The organism is Leucobacter muris (assembly GCF_004028235.1).
Lineage (GTDB): Bacteria > Actinomycetota > Actinomycetes > Actinomycetales > Microbacteriaceae > Leucobacter > Leucobacter muris.
Window position 1 is genome coordinate 139,899 of sequence record NZ_CP035037.1, and the last position, 14,183, is coordinate 154,081.

General features: G+C 69.2%; 14 protein-coding genes, 1 tRNA gene and 1 pseudogene. 9 read left to right on the top strand and 7 right to left on the bottom strand.

From position 1 onward, the window contains the following. Nucleotides 1–134 precede the first annotated feature (134 nt). The 3 genes from Leucomu_RS00650 (at nucleotide 135) to Leucomu_RS15305 (ending at nucleotide 7,201) form a co-directional block, all read left to right on the top strand. Entirely contained in the window at nucleotides 135–1,568 is a 1,434-nt protein-coding gene (locus Leucomu_RS00650) for a Glu/Leu/Phe/Val dehydrogenase family protein (protein ID WP_228407149.1), read from the top strand. A 315-nt stretch (nucleotides 1,569–1,883) separates the two neighbouring features. Beyond that, complete coding sequence (locus Leucomu_RS00655) at nucleotides 1,884–2,903, top strand: ABC transporter substrate-binding protein (RefSeq protein ID WP_128386013.1); 1,020 nt, start codon at nucleotides 1,884–1,886, stop codon at nucleotides 2,901–2,903. Nucleotides 2,904–3,127: 224 nt separating this feature from the next. Then, nucleotides 3,128–7,201 (top strand): proline dehydrogenase family protein, encoded by a 4,074-nt coding sequence (locus Leucomu_RS15305; RefSeq protein WP_128386014.1) that lies wholly within the window; start codon nucleotides 3,128–3,130, stop codon nucleotides 7,199–7,201. A gap of 54 nt (nucleotides 7,202–7,255) precedes the next feature. Here the strand turns inward: Leucomu_RS15305 and Leucomu_RS00665 are convergent, their stop codons facing one another. After that, on the bottom strand, nucleotides 7,256–7,720 hold the full coding sequence (locus Leucomu_RS00665) for a GNAT family N-acetyltransferase (protein WP_031290065.1): 465 nt from the start codon (nucleotides 7,718–7,720) through the stop codon (nucleotides 7,256–7,258). A 95-nt stretch (nucleotides 7,721–7,815) separates the two neighbouring features. Here Leucomu_RS00665 and Leucomu_RS00670 point away from each other — a divergent pair. Beyond that, nucleotides 7,816–7,900 (top strand) — tRNA-Tyr (locus tag Leucomu_RS00670). A gap of 56 nt (nucleotides 7,901–7,956) precedes the next feature. On the opposite strand, the pseudogene Leucomu_RS16005 reads toward Leucomu_RS00670, so the two are convergent. Continuing rightward, nucleotides 7,957–8,106 (bottom strand): annotated as a pseudogene (locus tag Leucomu_RS16005) (site-specific integrase); the annotation flags it as partial. A 41-nt stretch (nucleotides 8,107–8,147) separates the two neighbouring features. Between Leucomu_RS16005 and Leucomu_RS15875 the strand changes: the two are divergent. Further along, entirely contained in the window at nucleotides 8,148–8,498 is a 351-nt protein-coding gene (locus Leucomu_RS15875) for an Abi family protein (protein WP_407656664.1), read from the top strand. A gap of 360 nt (nucleotides 8,499–8,858) precedes the next feature. Here Leucomu_RS15875 and Leucomu_RS00680 read toward each other — a convergent pair whose 3' ends face one another. Both Leucomu_RS00680 and Leucomu_RS00685 read right to left on the bottom strand, forming a co-directional pair. Further along, nucleotides 8,859–9,524 carry an SOS response-associated peptidase family protein gene (locus Leucomu_RS00680; RefSeq protein ID WP_128386016.1) on the bottom strand — a complete coding sequence of 222 codons (666 nt, stop codon included), beginning with the start codon at nucleotides 9,522–9,524 and terminating at the stop codon, nucleotides 8,859–8,861. Nucleotides 9,525–9,563: 39 nt separating this feature from the next. Beyond that, a complete protein-coding gene (locus tag Leucomu_RS00685) occupies nucleotides 9,564–9,785 on the bottom strand; it encodes an SHOCT domain-containing protein (RefSeq protein ID WP_128386017.1) in 222 nt (73 codons plus the stop codon). A 191-nt stretch (nucleotides 9,786–9,976) separates the two neighbouring features. Here Leucomu_RS00685 and Leucomu_RS00690 point away from each other — a divergent pair. Further along, a protein-coding gene (locus Leucomu_RS00690; RefSeq protein ID WP_128387728.1) for an IS3 family transposase occupies nucleotides 9,977–11,199 on the top strand; the annotation gives its coding sequence in 2 pieces (ribosomal slippage) (nucleotides 9,977–10,262 and nucleotides 10,262–11,199; 1,224 coding nt in all). Nucleotides 11,200–11,430: 231 nt separating this feature from the next. On the opposite strand, the gene Leucomu_RS00695 is transcribed toward Leucomu_RS00690, so the two are convergent. Beyond that, nucleotides 11,431–11,616 (bottom strand): hypothetical protein, encoded by a 186-nt coding sequence (locus tag Leucomu_RS00695; protein ID WP_017884241.1) that lies wholly within the window; start codon nucleotides 11,614–11,616, stop codon nucleotides 11,431–11,433. Between the two features lie 142 nt (nucleotides 11,617–11,758). Here Leucomu_RS00695 and Leucomu_RS00700 point away from each other — a divergent pair, with 142 nt between their 5' ends. Continuing rightward, complete coding sequence (locus tag Leucomu_RS00700; RefSeq protein ID WP_017884242.1) at nucleotides 11,759–12,154, top strand: DoxX family protein; 396 nt, start codon at nucleotides 11,759–11,761, stop codon at nucleotides 12,152–12,154. 116 nt (nucleotides 12,155–12,270) lie between these two features. Next, the gene (locus Leucomu_RS00705; RefSeq protein WP_128386018.1) at nucleotides 12,271–12,498 is read left to right on the top strand and encodes a hypothetical protein; all 228 of its coding nucleotides are present in this window, start codon (nucleotides 12,271–12,273) and stop codon (nucleotides 12,496–12,498) included. 84 nt (nucleotides 12,499–12,582) lie between these two features. Here the strand turns inward: Leucomu_RS00705 and Leucomu_RS00710 are convergent, their stop codons facing one another. Together Leucomu_RS00710 and Leucomu_RS00715 are read right to left on the bottom strand one after the other, a co-directional pair. Then, on the bottom strand, nucleotides 12,583–12,798 hold the full coding sequence (locus tag Leucomu_RS00710; RefSeq protein WP_017884244.1) for a hypothetical protein: 216 nt from the start codon (nucleotides 12,796–12,798) through the stop codon (nucleotides 12,583–12,585). A 134-nt stretch (nucleotides 12,799–12,932) separates the two neighbouring features. Next, nucleotides 12,933–13,133, bottom strand: coding sequence for a hypothetical protein (locus tag Leucomu_RS00715; RefSeq protein WP_017884245.1), 201 nt, complete (start codon nucleotides 13,131–13,133; stop codon nucleotides 12,933–12,935). A 100-nt stretch (nucleotides 13,134–13,233) separates the two neighbouring features. Between Leucomu_RS00715 and Leucomu_RS00720 the strand changes: the two genes are divergently transcribed. After that, nucleotides 13,234–14,169 (top strand): 2-hydroxyacid dehydrogenase, encoded by a 936-nt coding sequence (locus tag Leucomu_RS00720; protein WP_017884246.1) that lies wholly within the window; start codon nucleotides 13,234–13,236, stop codon nucleotides 14,167–14,169. The last annotated feature ends 14 nt before the right edge of the window (nucleotides 14,170–14,183 follow it).

Below are 14,183 nucleotides of genomic sequence, written 5' to 3' on the forward strand. Positions count from 1 at the left end.
TCGGCGGCTCGGGGAGGGGCGGATCGGCATCGCGCCGATCCGCCCCTCATCGCTCTCGGCGCTGCCCGCGCACGACCGGCGGTTCTCCGCAGTCGTGCGCGATCCGCAGCTGTGCGCGATCCGCCGGGTTCCCCATGCCGCCGGGTTCTCCGCGCCGCCGTGGGGTCGCCCTGCCGTGCGGCCGCCCGGCGCCGCTTCCCGGCTCCCGCCTCTCGAATCGTGCCCTGAAAGGACCCCATGAACGACAGTCTCTTCGCCCCCTCGCCGCCGAGGGGCTCACCACCCTCAAGCTGCAGTACGACTGGCGCACCGACGAGCACACTCTCTTCGCCGCCCGCGAGTGGGACGCCGATCGCGACTTCTCGCGGTACCGCAGCCGCTTCGCCGCCGAATCGCTGCTCACGCAGCGCGCGCGCTTCCTCGACAGCGAAGAGGTCTACGCGCTCTACGAGGCGCACGGGCTGCGCGGCTACCTCGACACCGTGCTCGACCTGCTGCGCCAGGGGCGGCACTTCGGCATCGAGGCCTACCTCCACGCCGGCAAGAACATCCGCTTCATGTGCAACCAGCACAGCCGCAAGCAGGGCGCCATGAACAAGCGGCAGGCCACGCTCGCGGGCGGCATCCGCCGTCACCCGCTCGAGGAGTCCGAACTCGACGTGATCGTCGACGGGCTCAACCTCGGGCGCGCGATGAGCTTCAAGAACATCGCCGCCGATCTCGACTTCGGCGGCTGCAAGACCACCGTGCAGATGGACGAGCTCGATCTCGCCGACCTCGAAGCCCTGGGCTTCCTCGCCTTCGCGATCGACCGCAGCCGCACGATGACCGGCCCCGACATGAACTTCCCGACGGCGATGTCCGACGTCATCAACGCGCACTTCTCGCCGCAGTTCACCAACGGGCCCAGCTCGCCGCTCGGCGAGAGCGGCCGCCCCACCGCGTACGGCACCTTCCTCGCCCTCAAGGAGGCGGTGCGGTTCACCGAGCCTGGCTCCTACGGCCGGCTCGACGGCAAGCGGGTCGTGGTCTCAGGCCTCGGCGCCGTCGGCCGGCACCTCGCAGAGCTGCTGCACGGAGACGGCGCCGCAGTGATCGTCGCCGACCTGAACGAGGCCCGCGTCGCCGAGTTCCTCGCAGCCCACCCCGGCAGCACGCGGGTGGGAGTCGACGAGGTGCTCGACCTCGAGGCCGACGTGCTCTGCCCCGCCGCGATCGGCGGCATCATCGACGAGACGGTGATCGGGCGCCTGCGCTACCGCTACGTCTGGGGGCCGGCGAACAACCAGCTCAGGGCGACCAACCAGCGGGAGGAGGAGCGCCTCTCGCGCCTGCTCGCGGAGCGGGGCATCGTGTTCCAGACCGAGTGGTGGCACAACACCGCAGGGGTGATGTGCGGCGCCGAGGAGTACCTCAACGGGGCCCACGCCTCGTACGACTCACTGCAGCAGCGGATCGAGAGCACCATCCCGCGCAAGACGCGGGAGAACCTCGCCGAGGCGGCTCGGCTCGGCCTCACCCCCACCGAGAACGCGTACCGGGTGTGCGCCGACATCATCTACGGATAGGGGGCTCCGGGCCCGGGGCGGATCCCGATCCTCACCGCCCGTAGGTCGGATCTCACCCGTGTTTCGGATGGAATTGCGCGATCCCGTCCGAAACACGGGTGAGATCCGAACTATCGGACGCGGGTGCATTCGGATCGTCAGCGTACGTGGGAGGGCGCCTCCGCGAGGCAACGGGTCGATCACGAAACCGTATGAGGTTTGCATGAATCGGGCCGTCGCGGTCTACGATGCTGGAATCGGTGTTTTCCCGCGCCGATTTCTCAGTTCGCCGGGGCGGCAGTCGCGGCGGGTAGACCTGCGAAGGATCGATAACACATGCGTCAGACCTCGTTCCGCCGTGCGCTCGCCGCCGTGAGCCTCACCGCCGCGGCAGCGCTCGCGCTCAGCGCCTGCTCCGGTTCCTCCGATTCGACGGGCGGCGGTGACGCCGCGGTCGAGAAGGTGACCATCGGCATCAGCCAGCTGCTGCAGCACCCCGCGCTCGATTCGGCGACCGAGGGCTTCAAGCAGGCCTTCATCGACGCCGGCTACGTCGAGGGCGAGACGGTCGAGTTCGACCTGCAGAACGCCAACGGCGAGCAGTCCACCGCTGTCTCGATCGCGCAGAGCTTCGCGTCCTCCGACGCCGATCTCGTGCTCGCGGTCGCCACGCCGGCCGCCCAGGCCGCCGCTCAGGCGATCACCGACAAGCCCGTGCTCTTCACGGCGGTCACCGACGCGGTGACCGCCGATCTCGTCGCCTCGAACGCGAAGCCGGGCGGCAACGTCACGGGTACCAGCGACGCGGTTCCCGACGACGCCCTGCAGGCCCAGTTCGAGCTCATCAAGCAGCTCGTGCCCGACGCCGCCAAGGTGGGCATCGTCTACGCCTCGGGCGAGGTGAACTCCGAGGTGCAGATCGCCGCGGCGGAGAAGGTCGCCGCCGGCCTCGACCTCGAGATCGTGACGAAGACCGTCACCACCGAGGGCGACATCCCCCAGGCCACCGAGTCGCTCGGTGACGTCGACGCCATCTACGTGCCCACCGACAACCTGGTGGTGGGCGGCATCTCGTCGCTCGTGCAGGTCGCCGAAGAGAAGCAGATCCCCGTGATCGGCGCCGAGTCCGGCACCGTCGAGGGCGGTGCGATCGCGACGCTCGGCATCGACTACACCGAGCTCGGCCGTCAGACGGGCGAGATGGCGCTCCGCATCCTCGAGAAGGGTGAGGATCCCGCCGACACCCCGGTCGAGTTCGCCACCGAGCTCGCCTACGTCGTGAACCCCGGCGCCGCCGAGCGCATGGGCGTCGAGATCCCGCAGGAGATCCTCGACCAGGCGACCACCGTCGGCTGATCCCCACACGTTCGGCGACGGAGCCCGCCGCAGCCCGACCGGCTGCGGCGGGCTCCGTCGTTCGGCGGGCGCAGGCTCCCGCGTCGGCGCGGCGCTGCGCAGGAGGCGTGGCGTTCGGCAGGGGCGGCGCTCAGTCGGGGGAGTGCGGCGGCCTGCCGAGCGGTGCTTCGGTGCTCCCCGCGTGCGCTCCCGCCTTTGTCGGAGGCGCCCTCTACAGTGGGCACATGGCAGCAGAATCTTTCGGTCAGGAAGCGGCGTGGCAAGCAGTCGCCGACCAGGCTGAGGCGCGCGTCGACGGGTGGCTCTCCGTGCTGCGCTCCCGCGACGGCGATGAGCGGCCGGGGTTTCTGAGGGCGATGCGGCGCGACCCCGAGAGCTTCGAGTTCACGCGGCGGCTGCTCGAGCTGCTCGCGAGCACCGAAGACGTGTTCGTGTCGGCGGCCGGGCTGCGCGAGGTGGCCCAAGACGTGCCGCCCTCGCTGCCGGTGCGCGATCGCCTGGCCGTGCGTGCGGGCGGCGCCACCTCGCTGGGGCTGCCCTGGGCGGTGCTGCCGATGGCCCGAAAGCGGCTGCGCGACCGCGTCGCCGATCTCGTGCTCGCCGCCAAGCTGCCCGCTGCGGGGCCGACCGCGGGCCCCGGCAGGATGAGCCGTCTCACCGAGGCGCTGCGCAGGCTCGGAGAGGCCGGGGTGGCGCCCGTCGTCGTGCCGCTGGGCGAGGCGGTGCACGGCCCCGCGGGCGCCGAGGCCGAGGTCGCCCGACTGGCCGCGCTCTGCGCGGTGCCCGCCGTGAACCACCTCGTGATCGACCCCGCCCGCATCGCTCCGGGCGGCAGCGACTGGTCGGCCGAAGACGACGTCGCCCGTGTGGTACGAGGCATCCGCCCCGTGCTCGACGCGGCGGCCGAGCACGGCACCACCGTGCACCTCGAGCCCCGGAGCGTGCGGTGGGCGCGACTGCTGCCCGAGATCGTGGTGCGCGCGTTCGCCGATGCCGCGCTCGACCGCGTTCGGGTCGGGGTGCGGATCATGGCCGAGCTGCCCGAGTCGCGCGAGCACTACGATCGCATCAGTCGGTGGGCGCAGCAGCGCGCCGCCGACGGCGGAGCCGCAGTCGAGACGGTGATCGGGGTGGCCGGCGTCGCGAGTTCCGAGCGCATCACCTCGATCGAGAGCGGCCTCGCGGTGCCGGTGCTCGAAGAGCGCGAGCAGGTCACGGCGCAGCTGCTGCGCCTCATCGAACTCGCTCTGCATCCCGGGCGCGCGGCCGTGCTGCGCCCGGTCATCGCGACAGAAGACCTCTTCGTGCTGAGCGGCACCGCAGCGCTCGCAGAGCACCTGGGTTCGCAGGGCCTCTTCTCGCTGCAGCTGCGCAGCGGCATCGCGCCGGGTCTCGCGCAGGCGCTCTCCGACGTGGGGGCCGAGGTGCGCGTCTCGCTGCCGGTCGTCGCACCCCGCGAGTTCGCCGGCGCCGTCGACACGCTCGTGGCGTTCGCCGCCGAGGCCGCCGATCCCGAATCCGTCATCGCCCGATACGACGCTCTCGAGTCGGAGGGCGTCGATCCCGCTATCGATTCGGGTTCCGACGGCGGGTCCGATTCCGCTGCCGGTGGAGGGGGCGGTGCCGGTGCCGGTGCTGACGCCGGTGCCGGTGCTGAGGCCGATCCCGGGTCCGTCGGCGCGGACGATGCCGAAGGCGGGTCTCGCGCCCCCGTCGCCGTTTCCGCAGACGGGATCGTCGGGGGCGAGGTGCTCGAGGCCGAACAGGCGGCATTCCGCGCCGCCGCCGCACTCGCCGCCGAGCCGGCACCCGCCTCCCACCGCACACAGATGCGCGCCCGCGAGTGGGATCCGAGCGAGCGCGACAGCGCCCTGTTCTACCGCGCACCCGACGAGCCCGCGCGCTTCGACACCGGCGGCCTCACCGCGGCGGTGCTCGGCCTCACGCGCGGTTCGACGGGCGAGGTGAGGCTCGAGTCGCTCGCACCGCCGTGCCCGATTCCGGTGGTCTCGCAGTCCGGTTTCGCGGGCGAGCCCACCACCGACGCCAGCCTCGCGGGCAACCGCGACTGGGTGCGCGCGCTGCTCGCGCGTGCGGCCGAAGACGCGGAGGCTCTGGCGGCGGCGCAGCCGGCCGCCGAGGCGACTCCGGCCGCCGGCGGTCCGCTCGCTTCTGCCGCCGCCCCCGCTGATGCGACTGCCGCCGATCTCAACGGACCCGAGACCGAGGCCGACCCCGCGATCGCGGTCGAGCAAGCGGCCCCGGCCGCCGATGAGGCCGCTGACGCGCGTGACCCCGAGCGTTCCGCAGACCCCGCGCAGGCAGGGGCCGCCGAGCAGGTCGAGCAGGCAGAGCAGATCGAGCAGGTCACGAGGGCCGCGCGCGACGCCGGTCAGCGGTGGAGCGGCCAGCCCGCCCGAACGAGGGCGTCGCGGCTGCGCCGGGCCGCGCTCGCGGTGGTCGCCGCGCGCGACCGCCTGCTGCAGACGCTCGCGGCCGACACGGGCGCCCCCGCGATGGAGCTCGACACCGAGGTCAACGACATCGTCGACGCGGGCCGCTACTACGGGCAGCTCGCAGAGGGGCTCGCGGCCGTCAGGGGCGCGACGTTCGTGTCTGAGGGGCTGGTGCTGGTCGTCGCCGACGAGAGCACCCCGCTCTCGGCGCAGGCCGAGTCGGTGCTCGCCGCGCTCGCGGCCGGCAGCGGGGTGCTGTGGGCGGTGCCCCGGCGCCTTCGACGCTCGGCCGAGGTGCTGCTCGAGGAGTGGGAGGTCGGCGGTGTCACACCCGGCGCGGTCGGCATCGAGGTGGTGCGCGACCCGACGGGGCTCTTCGACCAGGTGTCGTGCGCCGACATCGATCGCGCGATAGTGCTCGGCGACCGCGCCGCAGCGCGCGAGATCGCCCGCCGCCGACCCGAGTTGCAGATCGAGGGGCGCTTCCACGCCCGCGGCGCGGTGCTCGTGGCGCCGTCGGCAGACCTCGACCGAGCGATCGACGACGTGGTCGCCTCAGCGTTCCTCGGAGCGGGGGCGCACCCGCGCGCCGCGCACGTCGCGATCCTGCTGGGCAGTGTGGCGCGGTCGCGCCGCTTCCGCGAGGGGCTCGCCGACGCGGTGCGCGCGCTGCGGGTGGGCGACACGGCTCGGCCGGGCCACGCCGACCCGCTCAGCTTCGACGTCGGCCCGCTGCCCGCGCCCGCTGCGGGCGCCGCGCTGCGTGCGCTCACCGAGTTGGGGCGCGGCGAGGAGTGGCTCGTGCAGCCGCGCCGACTGGACGACGAGGGGCGGCTGTGGAGCCCCGGCGTGCGGTCGGGTGTGTCGGCCTCGTCGTCCTTCTGGCGCGACGCGCTCGGCGTGCCCGTGCTCGGCATCGCGCACGCGCACACCCTCGACGAGGCGCTGCGTCTGCAGAACGCCGACGGCAGCGGAGCCGCGGCCGGCCTGCAGTCGAACGACGCCGACGAGATCCTCGACTGGCTCGCGGGCGTCGAAGCGGCGTCGCTGGCGGTCAACCGCCCGACCACCGCGGCCCGCATCGAACGCCACCCCGGAGGGGTCTGGGGCACAGCCGCCACGGGTCTGCCCGCGCTGAGCGGCGGCCCCAATCGTCTGCTGCCGCTCGGCGCCTGGCAGCTGCGCGAGGGCACGCGCAGCGACACCCTGCATCTGCGCGGGCTCGAACCCGAGGTGCGCCTGCTCATCGAGGCGGCGCAGTCGGTGCTGCACTACGAGGAGTTCGACGAGGTGCGGCGCGCGGCGCTCGCCGACGCGCTCGCGTGGCGCACGTCGTTCGGCGTGGAGCGCGACACGATCGGCCTCGGCATCGAGCGCAACGTGATCCGCTACCTGCCCGTCACCACGCAGCTGCGGCTCGCCGAGGGCGGCAGTATCGCGTGGCTGGTGCGGGTGATCGCCGCGGCCCTGCTGGTGCGCGCGCGGGTGTCGGTGTCGACCGGCAAGGTGCTGCCTCCCGCCGTCACGGCCTTCCTCGAGCGCCAGGGCATCGAGGTGTCGCTCGAGCGCGACGACGACTGGGTGGAGCGGCTCGCGGTCGCGGGCCCCGTCGGAGCCGACGGAGTGGTGGCCGAGCGTGTGCGGTTGATCGGCGGAGACGCGGTGCGGGCGGCCGAGTGGATGGGCGGCCTGGACCGTGCGGCGCTGTGGGCTCAGCCGGTCACGATGGCGGGGCCGGTCGAACTGCTCACGCTGCTGCGGGAGCAGGCGGTATCGGCACGGGCGCACCGGCACGGGCTCGCGATCGCGGTGCCCGGCCTCGACGAGGTGGTCGACGCCTGACCCCGGCCGGTCGTGCGTACCGTTTCCCGAGCCGGGCGGGAGATCGGGTGAGAGTCAGCCGATCCGCATCGGGGTGTGCGGGATCCCGTCCTCGAGGAACTCCTCACCGCACGGTGCGAAGCCGAACCTGCCGTACCAGTCGGCGAGATGCGACTGGGCGTGGATGAGGATCGCGCGCCCGGCGCACGCCTCGATCGCGGCCTGCAGCAGTGCGGCGGCGACGCCGCGACCGCGCCAGGCCGGCGCGGTGACGACGCGACCGATGCTCACGAGGTTCGCCTCGTGGGCGCTCTCGTCGAGGATGCGCACGGTCGCCGCGACCTCGCCGCCGTCGGTCTGCGCCCAGAGCTGCCTTGCGCCGGGCTCGAGGTCGCGGCCGTCGAGGTCGAGATACACGCAGTCCTGCTCCACCACGAAGACCTCCTGGCGCAGGCGGGCGATGCGGTAGAAGGTGCTGCTGGGGATGTCGTCGACCCGGTCGGCGGCGAGCAGGGTGAGTTCTTCGGGGAGCGCGGGCATGCTCCGATCCTGCCACGCCGCCTCGGCTGCCACCGATTTCCGTTCGCGGGAGCGAGGCGCTACAGTGGTTTCTTGGTCGTGTTCGCGCGACCGACGGCGGGTTACCCGAGCGGCCAAAGGGGGCTGACTGTAAATCAGCTGGCACTGCCTACGGGGGTTCGAATCCCTCACCCGCCACCAGAACTAAGTCCCCGACTCACCTAGAAAACACTAGGGAGTCGGGGGATTTTTTCGTTTCAGGAATCGTCCCGTGACAACACTTTGACAACACCCTGAGACGCGATCGCCAAAACCAGACGCTCCGAAACCGCCTCAAGATCGTCATCGAACAGGTCCGCGTACACGTCCAAGGTCATCGCGGCCGAGGCGTGCCCGAGCATCCGTCTGGGTTGCGATCGAAGTCATGACGTTTGGTGCCGTCGCAAAAATGAGTTGGTATCTCAACGAACCCGAGTTGAGTAAATCTGCTGCGCAGAGCTTGGGCCTTCAAACCACAGGATTCAGCAGTGGATTACATACTTTCTCTGTTCTCCGGAACAAGTGTGCTCATCATTCGCAACTATGGAACCGCACTTTTGATGTTCTCGTAGCTGCGTTACCCAAGGAGAAGAAACGGGAACCCAAGCACAAATTGCCCGGTCCATACTCCACAATCATCGTGGCCAAGAGGTGGCTGAATGCGCTAATCGGGGATAATGACTGGGCGGACAGAGTGGATGCACTTCTAAGCACGAATACCGTCTACCAACAAGGAATTCTTAACCCTACGATGAAGTAGCAGATGCCGGAGATTCAGATTCCATGCTTGGTAGCCTCACTCCGTCGCATCTTGGGTATTCCCACCACTCTTTCCAAGGAATCATCACAGGGCTGTCGCAGAACGGGCACGGCGGGGCGTTCGGGACGCTGCAGGGGGCTTTTCGTATTTCTGGGGTCTCGCATGATCTATATCTAGGCGTTATCGTCTGGGTTGTCGGCTTCTCGAAGGGCAGTTGTCGTCTCCCGCCGCCAAAGGGTGATCGCGCGAGAGGCCGGCCATTTCCCGGGGGAGAAGGGCAGGCGTCACCGTCATCACTCAGCGGTGGCGCCTGTACCGGGCGTACATCAGTAGGAGTTTCTGTCTACTGCGTCAGATGCGTCAGAACAGGGTCTCCGACACGTCGATCGGACGATCCGGCTCCATCGCCCGGGCGAGATCCTCCGACGCAATCTGTGCCTCCGCGACGAGGCCTGCGTCTCCTGGACGGTCTGGGTTGAGCCATTCGGAGGCGAAGTCTGCGGGGATGGGGAGCGGCATGCGCGATTCGGTGCCGCCGCTGCTCTTCGACTTCACTGCCGAGGCCTTGCCGATCCCTCGTCGGGTGACCATGGCGTAGGTCAGGCGGGCCTCGCCGGTCTCGTCGTCGGTGACGGTCGAGGTGACGGCAGCGATCCAGAACGGCGACCCGTCGGCGAGGGACCACCTGGGCTTGCCCTCGTCGTACCAGCTCGCCGGCAGCAGGGCCCGCTGCTGGAACGCGTGGCTCCATCGCTTCACGAGAGAGTCGTCGCGGGCGTTGAAGCTGTTGCGTCCGCGGGGGCCGCTGCCGTCTGCCCAGAGCGACCACCATCCAAGCTCGAGGCGGTCTCCAATGAGGACTGGGTTCAGGTTTTTCGCTTTGCGCCCGGTGATCTTCGCGTGCCCGTCGTATTGCTCGATCCAGTCGTTGAGCAGCGCGAGCGACCCGGGCTCGCTGATCGGCTCATCCTCGCCCGGCAGAGGGATCGGGGTGCCGTCGCCGGTGAGGCCGTATGAAGCGCACATGCGCTCAGGCTACGCCGCGCATTGGGGCGGCGGTAGCCCCTAGTCGCCGTCGTAGTTTTCGACGTACTTGCGACGGCGCTTCGGCTGCGTGGTCGCTTTGAGGAAGAGACGCACCAAGCCGCGCTTCTTCTCGAGGTAGGCGTGCCGGTCGATCTCGCCGGCCGCGTACTGCTCCTCGAGCTCCGCGATCACGGTTTCCGCGTGTGCGGCGTCGTAACGGGATGCGCTCACGTGGAGACCACCGTCGTCACGAATCGCCATCGCTACTCCACATCTCCTCAAGCTCCGTGATCACGCTATCGAGCTGACTTGGGTCCGCCCCCATACTGATCTCCATCAGAACGGCTTGGGTTTCATCGGCCGGTAGTTGCGTCCGTTCGGAGGCCCGACGTTCTTCCGCGAGTGAATTGGCCTGGTTTGAGTTCCGATCTTTATACAAGGATGGAACTACGATGCCAAGCAAATATGACCCTGAACTTCGCCAGCGCGCACTTCGGATGCTCGCCGAAGCCCGTCCCGAGCACGAGTCGCTGACCGCGGCCTGCCGACACGTCGGTGGGCTCCTCGGAGTGAGCCCGGAGACGCTGCGCGTGTGGCAGCGCCGCTACGACATCGATACCGGCGCGAAGCCTGGCACCTCGATCGATATGGCCCAGGAGAACCGGCGGTTACGCCGCGAGGTGAGCGAGCTCCGTAAGGCCAACGAGGTACTCAAAGCCGCGAGCGTGTTTTTCGCGAAGGAACTCGACCGGCCACGAACGAAATGATCAGATTCATCGACGAGTACCGTGATCGTTTCGGGGTCGAGTTCCTCTGTCGTACGCTGCGTGCGGCAGTTCGTGGGTTCCTCACCTCCCGCGGATACCGGGCCGCGAAAGCCCGGTCGGCCTCAGCCAGGCAGCTGCGCGACGAGTTGCTCCTCCCTGAGATCCGGCGGCTCCACGCGAAGCACTATGGCGTGTACGGGCGCCGGAAGATGCATGCCCTGCTGAAGCGTGAGGGGTGGAAGATCGGCCGCGACCAGACCGAGCGTCTGATGCGGCTCGCCGGCGTGCGCGGGGTACGGAAATCAAAGCGCGTGTTCACCACACGCCCTAACAAAACGGCGGCACTGCCTGCCGATCTCGTCAACCGGAGATTCGCCGCTGACGGGCCGCGCAAGCTCTGGGTGTGCGACGTGACCTACGTCGCCACCTGGTCTGGGTTCGCCTATGTCGCGTTCGTCACTGACGTGTACTCGCGCAGAATCGTGGGCTGGAATGTCGCTGCGACGCTGAAATCTGAGGTTCTGCCGATGCAGGCACTCGATATGGCTGCGTGGCAATCGGGCGGCAGGCTCGATGGCCTGATCCATCACGCCGATCACGGGTCGAATTACACCGCCATGGTCTATACGGATCGCATTGCGGAACTCGGAGCAGTGCCCTCGACCGGGACGGTCGGCGACAGTTTTGACAATGCCATGGCTGAGGCGGTCAACAACCTCTACAAGACCGAACTGATCCGACAGCAGGGCCCCTGGCGGACGGTTGAGCAGGTCGAACTCGCGACCCTCGAATACGTGTGGTGGTGGAACCATGAGCGCCTTCACGGGGAGCTCGATATGCGTACCCCGATCGAGGTCGAGCAGGCCTACTATGCTGAGGCCGAGGAACTTCTGTCACCGACAGGTTGACAGGAAAACCGGTCGGAACTCAAACCAGGCCAATTCAATGTTCGGCCTGTCCACGGTGGCGCTTGGCAGTCGGCAGGTTTCGAATCCCTCACCCGCCACCGAATCGGATCCCCCGACTGCCTGGAAGACACCAGGGAGTCGGGGGATCGTTCCGTTTCAGGAGTCGCCGCCCCGCGCGCTTCTCCGACGCTTCGCGGTGCGAGCGCCCAGTCACGGGGCTTCGAACCGCGTCTACTTGCCGGATTTCGAGAATCCGGCGCTCACCGCGATCCCGATCGAGATCCCGAACACCATCCACAACGCGAGCTGGTCGGTCAGCGATCCGATGACCACCCCGGCGAGCATGCCGAACACCATGCCGTAGACCAGCCAGTTGCTCGACCGCTGCTTCTCTTCTTCGGGCTCGTTCTCGTCCATGCCTTCGACCTTACGGAGAGAACGGCGGCCTCGCATCCGTCGGCGGGGGGATCCGCTCGGGTTGGTTCTGCCGTGGGACGGCCGGACCCCGCCGACGCGCGCCGCGGGCACCCCTGGCCGGCGGCCTCGCTTCTGCTGCATAATGGGCGGCATGGGCGCTCACCGCGGAAGACACCTCACGAAGACGCTGCTCGGCGCAGCCCTGATCTTCGTCGGTACCGCGCATCTCACGTTCGCCCGGAAAGAGTTCCAAGCGCAGGTCCCCGAGTTCGTGCCACTTGAACCGGACACCACCGTCGTCGCGTCCGGCGTCGCAGAGATCACGCTGGGTACCGCGCTCACCGTTTCCCAGGGCAGGCGCGCGCGCCTGGTGGGGGCGATAGCGGCCGCGTTCTTCGTGCTGGTGTTCCCCGGCAACGTCTCCCAGTACCTCCACCGGCGCAACGCGTTCGGACTCGACACCGAGAACAAGCGGTTCGCGCGACTGCTCTTCCAGCCCGTCCTGGTCGCCCTCGCATGGTGGTCGACGCGAGACTGATTCGCGCGGACTGCGGCAGGTGCTCGGTCGCGCACGCCTGTGGTTGACTGGTGGCCATGGCAGCAGGCTTCACCTTTCGAGTCGGGGCGCACGAGTAGCACGAGGTCGGTGTGAACGTGACCGGGATCCGAAACCGCGTCACGATCAGCGTCGACGGCACGCCCGTGATCGACAGCGGCGGCAACACGGGGATCCTGATGCCGAACGTGTTCGACCTCGAGGTCGGGGCACACGAGCAGCACATGGTCTCCGTGCGGTTCATCGCTCAGCAGCTCGTCGACGGCGGTGCGAAATACATCGACGTGTTCATCGACGGGCGCTACGCCTTCCGCCAGAACTGGTGACGTCGCCCCCGGCACGACAGAGGCCCGGTCGGGATCGATCCCGACCGGGCCTCTGTCGCGCCGGATCACGGCGCCGCGCGGCTATCAGTCGCGCAGGTCGTCCTTGATGTCGTTGCGGGTCTTGGTCGCGTCGCGCTCGGCCTCGGCCTTCTTGACGTCGGCCTCCGCCTTCTTCACGTCGGCCTCGGCCCTCACCTCGTCGAGCTTGTCCTTGGCCTTGTCGACGCCGTCCTCGACCGCGCGACTCACCTTCTTCGCCGCTGCCTCGGCGGTTTCCTTCGCATCCTCAAGAAATCCCATGACCGGTTCTCCTTTCCGCTGGAGCTCCAGACTCTCGAACGAAGCTGTGCGCGCGGTGTGCAAACGGGTGCGCGGAGCTGAGAGTCGACTCGTGATCCCGCGCCGAGGCGACCGCTGGTGCAGCGGCGAGCCGTTTAGGCGGGCGCGAAGCGGTTGCGCAGCTCTGCGGCGCGGCGGATGTCGCCTTCGATGGCGGTCTGCTGCTCGACGGCCAGTGATCCCGATTTCTTCGCCTCGTCGAGCTTCTCGAGCCCGGCCTGCACTTCGGCATCCAGGCCGTCGACGACGAGCTTCTGGATGCTCTCGGGGAGTCGCTCAAAATACGAGGTGTCCATATCCATTACGTTACAGCCAACTGCCCCCGAGTGCTGCAGCGAGCCCCGGGACGGCGCGATCCGCCTGGCGCGAACTGGCGCCGACACTACACTCGATCGTATGAATGACCTCGTCGTCTCACTGCCCGCCGAAGAGCCGCTGCGCGACATCCTGGGCGAGGTGCCCGGGGTCGAGTTCGTCGCCTGGGATCTCGAAACGCCTGCTCCGCGAGAGTATTTCGATATCGTCGTACCGCCCTACTGGGGCGGCGCGCGCTGCCTGTCGGCGCTCGATGGCGTCGATGTGAAGCTGGTGCAGTGGCAGTCGATCGGCTACAACGGCGTGGCGAGGCATCTGCCGGCCGGGTTGGCGTTCGCGAACGCCGCGACCGTGCACGAGACCTCCACTGCCGAGCTGGCGGTGACGCTCGCGCTCGCGTCGCAGCGCGGCATTCCCGAGTTCGTGCGGGCGGGCGACGAGGGCCGCTGGGATCTGCGCGAGTTCCCGAGCCTCGCCGATCGCCGTGTGCTGCTCGTCGGGTACGGCGGAGTGGCGAAGGCGGTCGAGGCGCGGCTCGCGGGTTTCGAGGTGCAGCTCACCCGCCTGGCCCGCTCGGCGCGCGAAGAGCAGAATCTCGCCGGTGACACGGTCGAGGTGCGCGGCTTCGAGGATCTGCACGAGTGCCTCGCCGACGCCGAGGTGGTGATCCTCGCGGTGCCCCTCACCGACGGCACGCGGGGGCTCGTCGACGCCGCGGCGCTCGCCGCGATGCCTGACGACGCCCTGCTCGTGAACGTCGCCCGCGGGCCCGTGGTCGACACGGACGCGCTCGTGGCCGAGCTGCAGGCGGGCCGTCTGCGTGCGGCGCTCGACGTGACCGATCCCGAGCCCCTGCCCGAGGATCACCCGCTGTGGAAGTGCCCGAACACCCTCATCACGCCGCACGTCGGCGGTGATTCGAGCGCGATGGAGCCGCGCATGGTGGCCCTGATCGAGCGCCAGATCGCGCATCTGCGCGCGGGGGAGTCGCCCGAGAACCTCATCGATCTCTCCTGAGACGCGGCGGGATC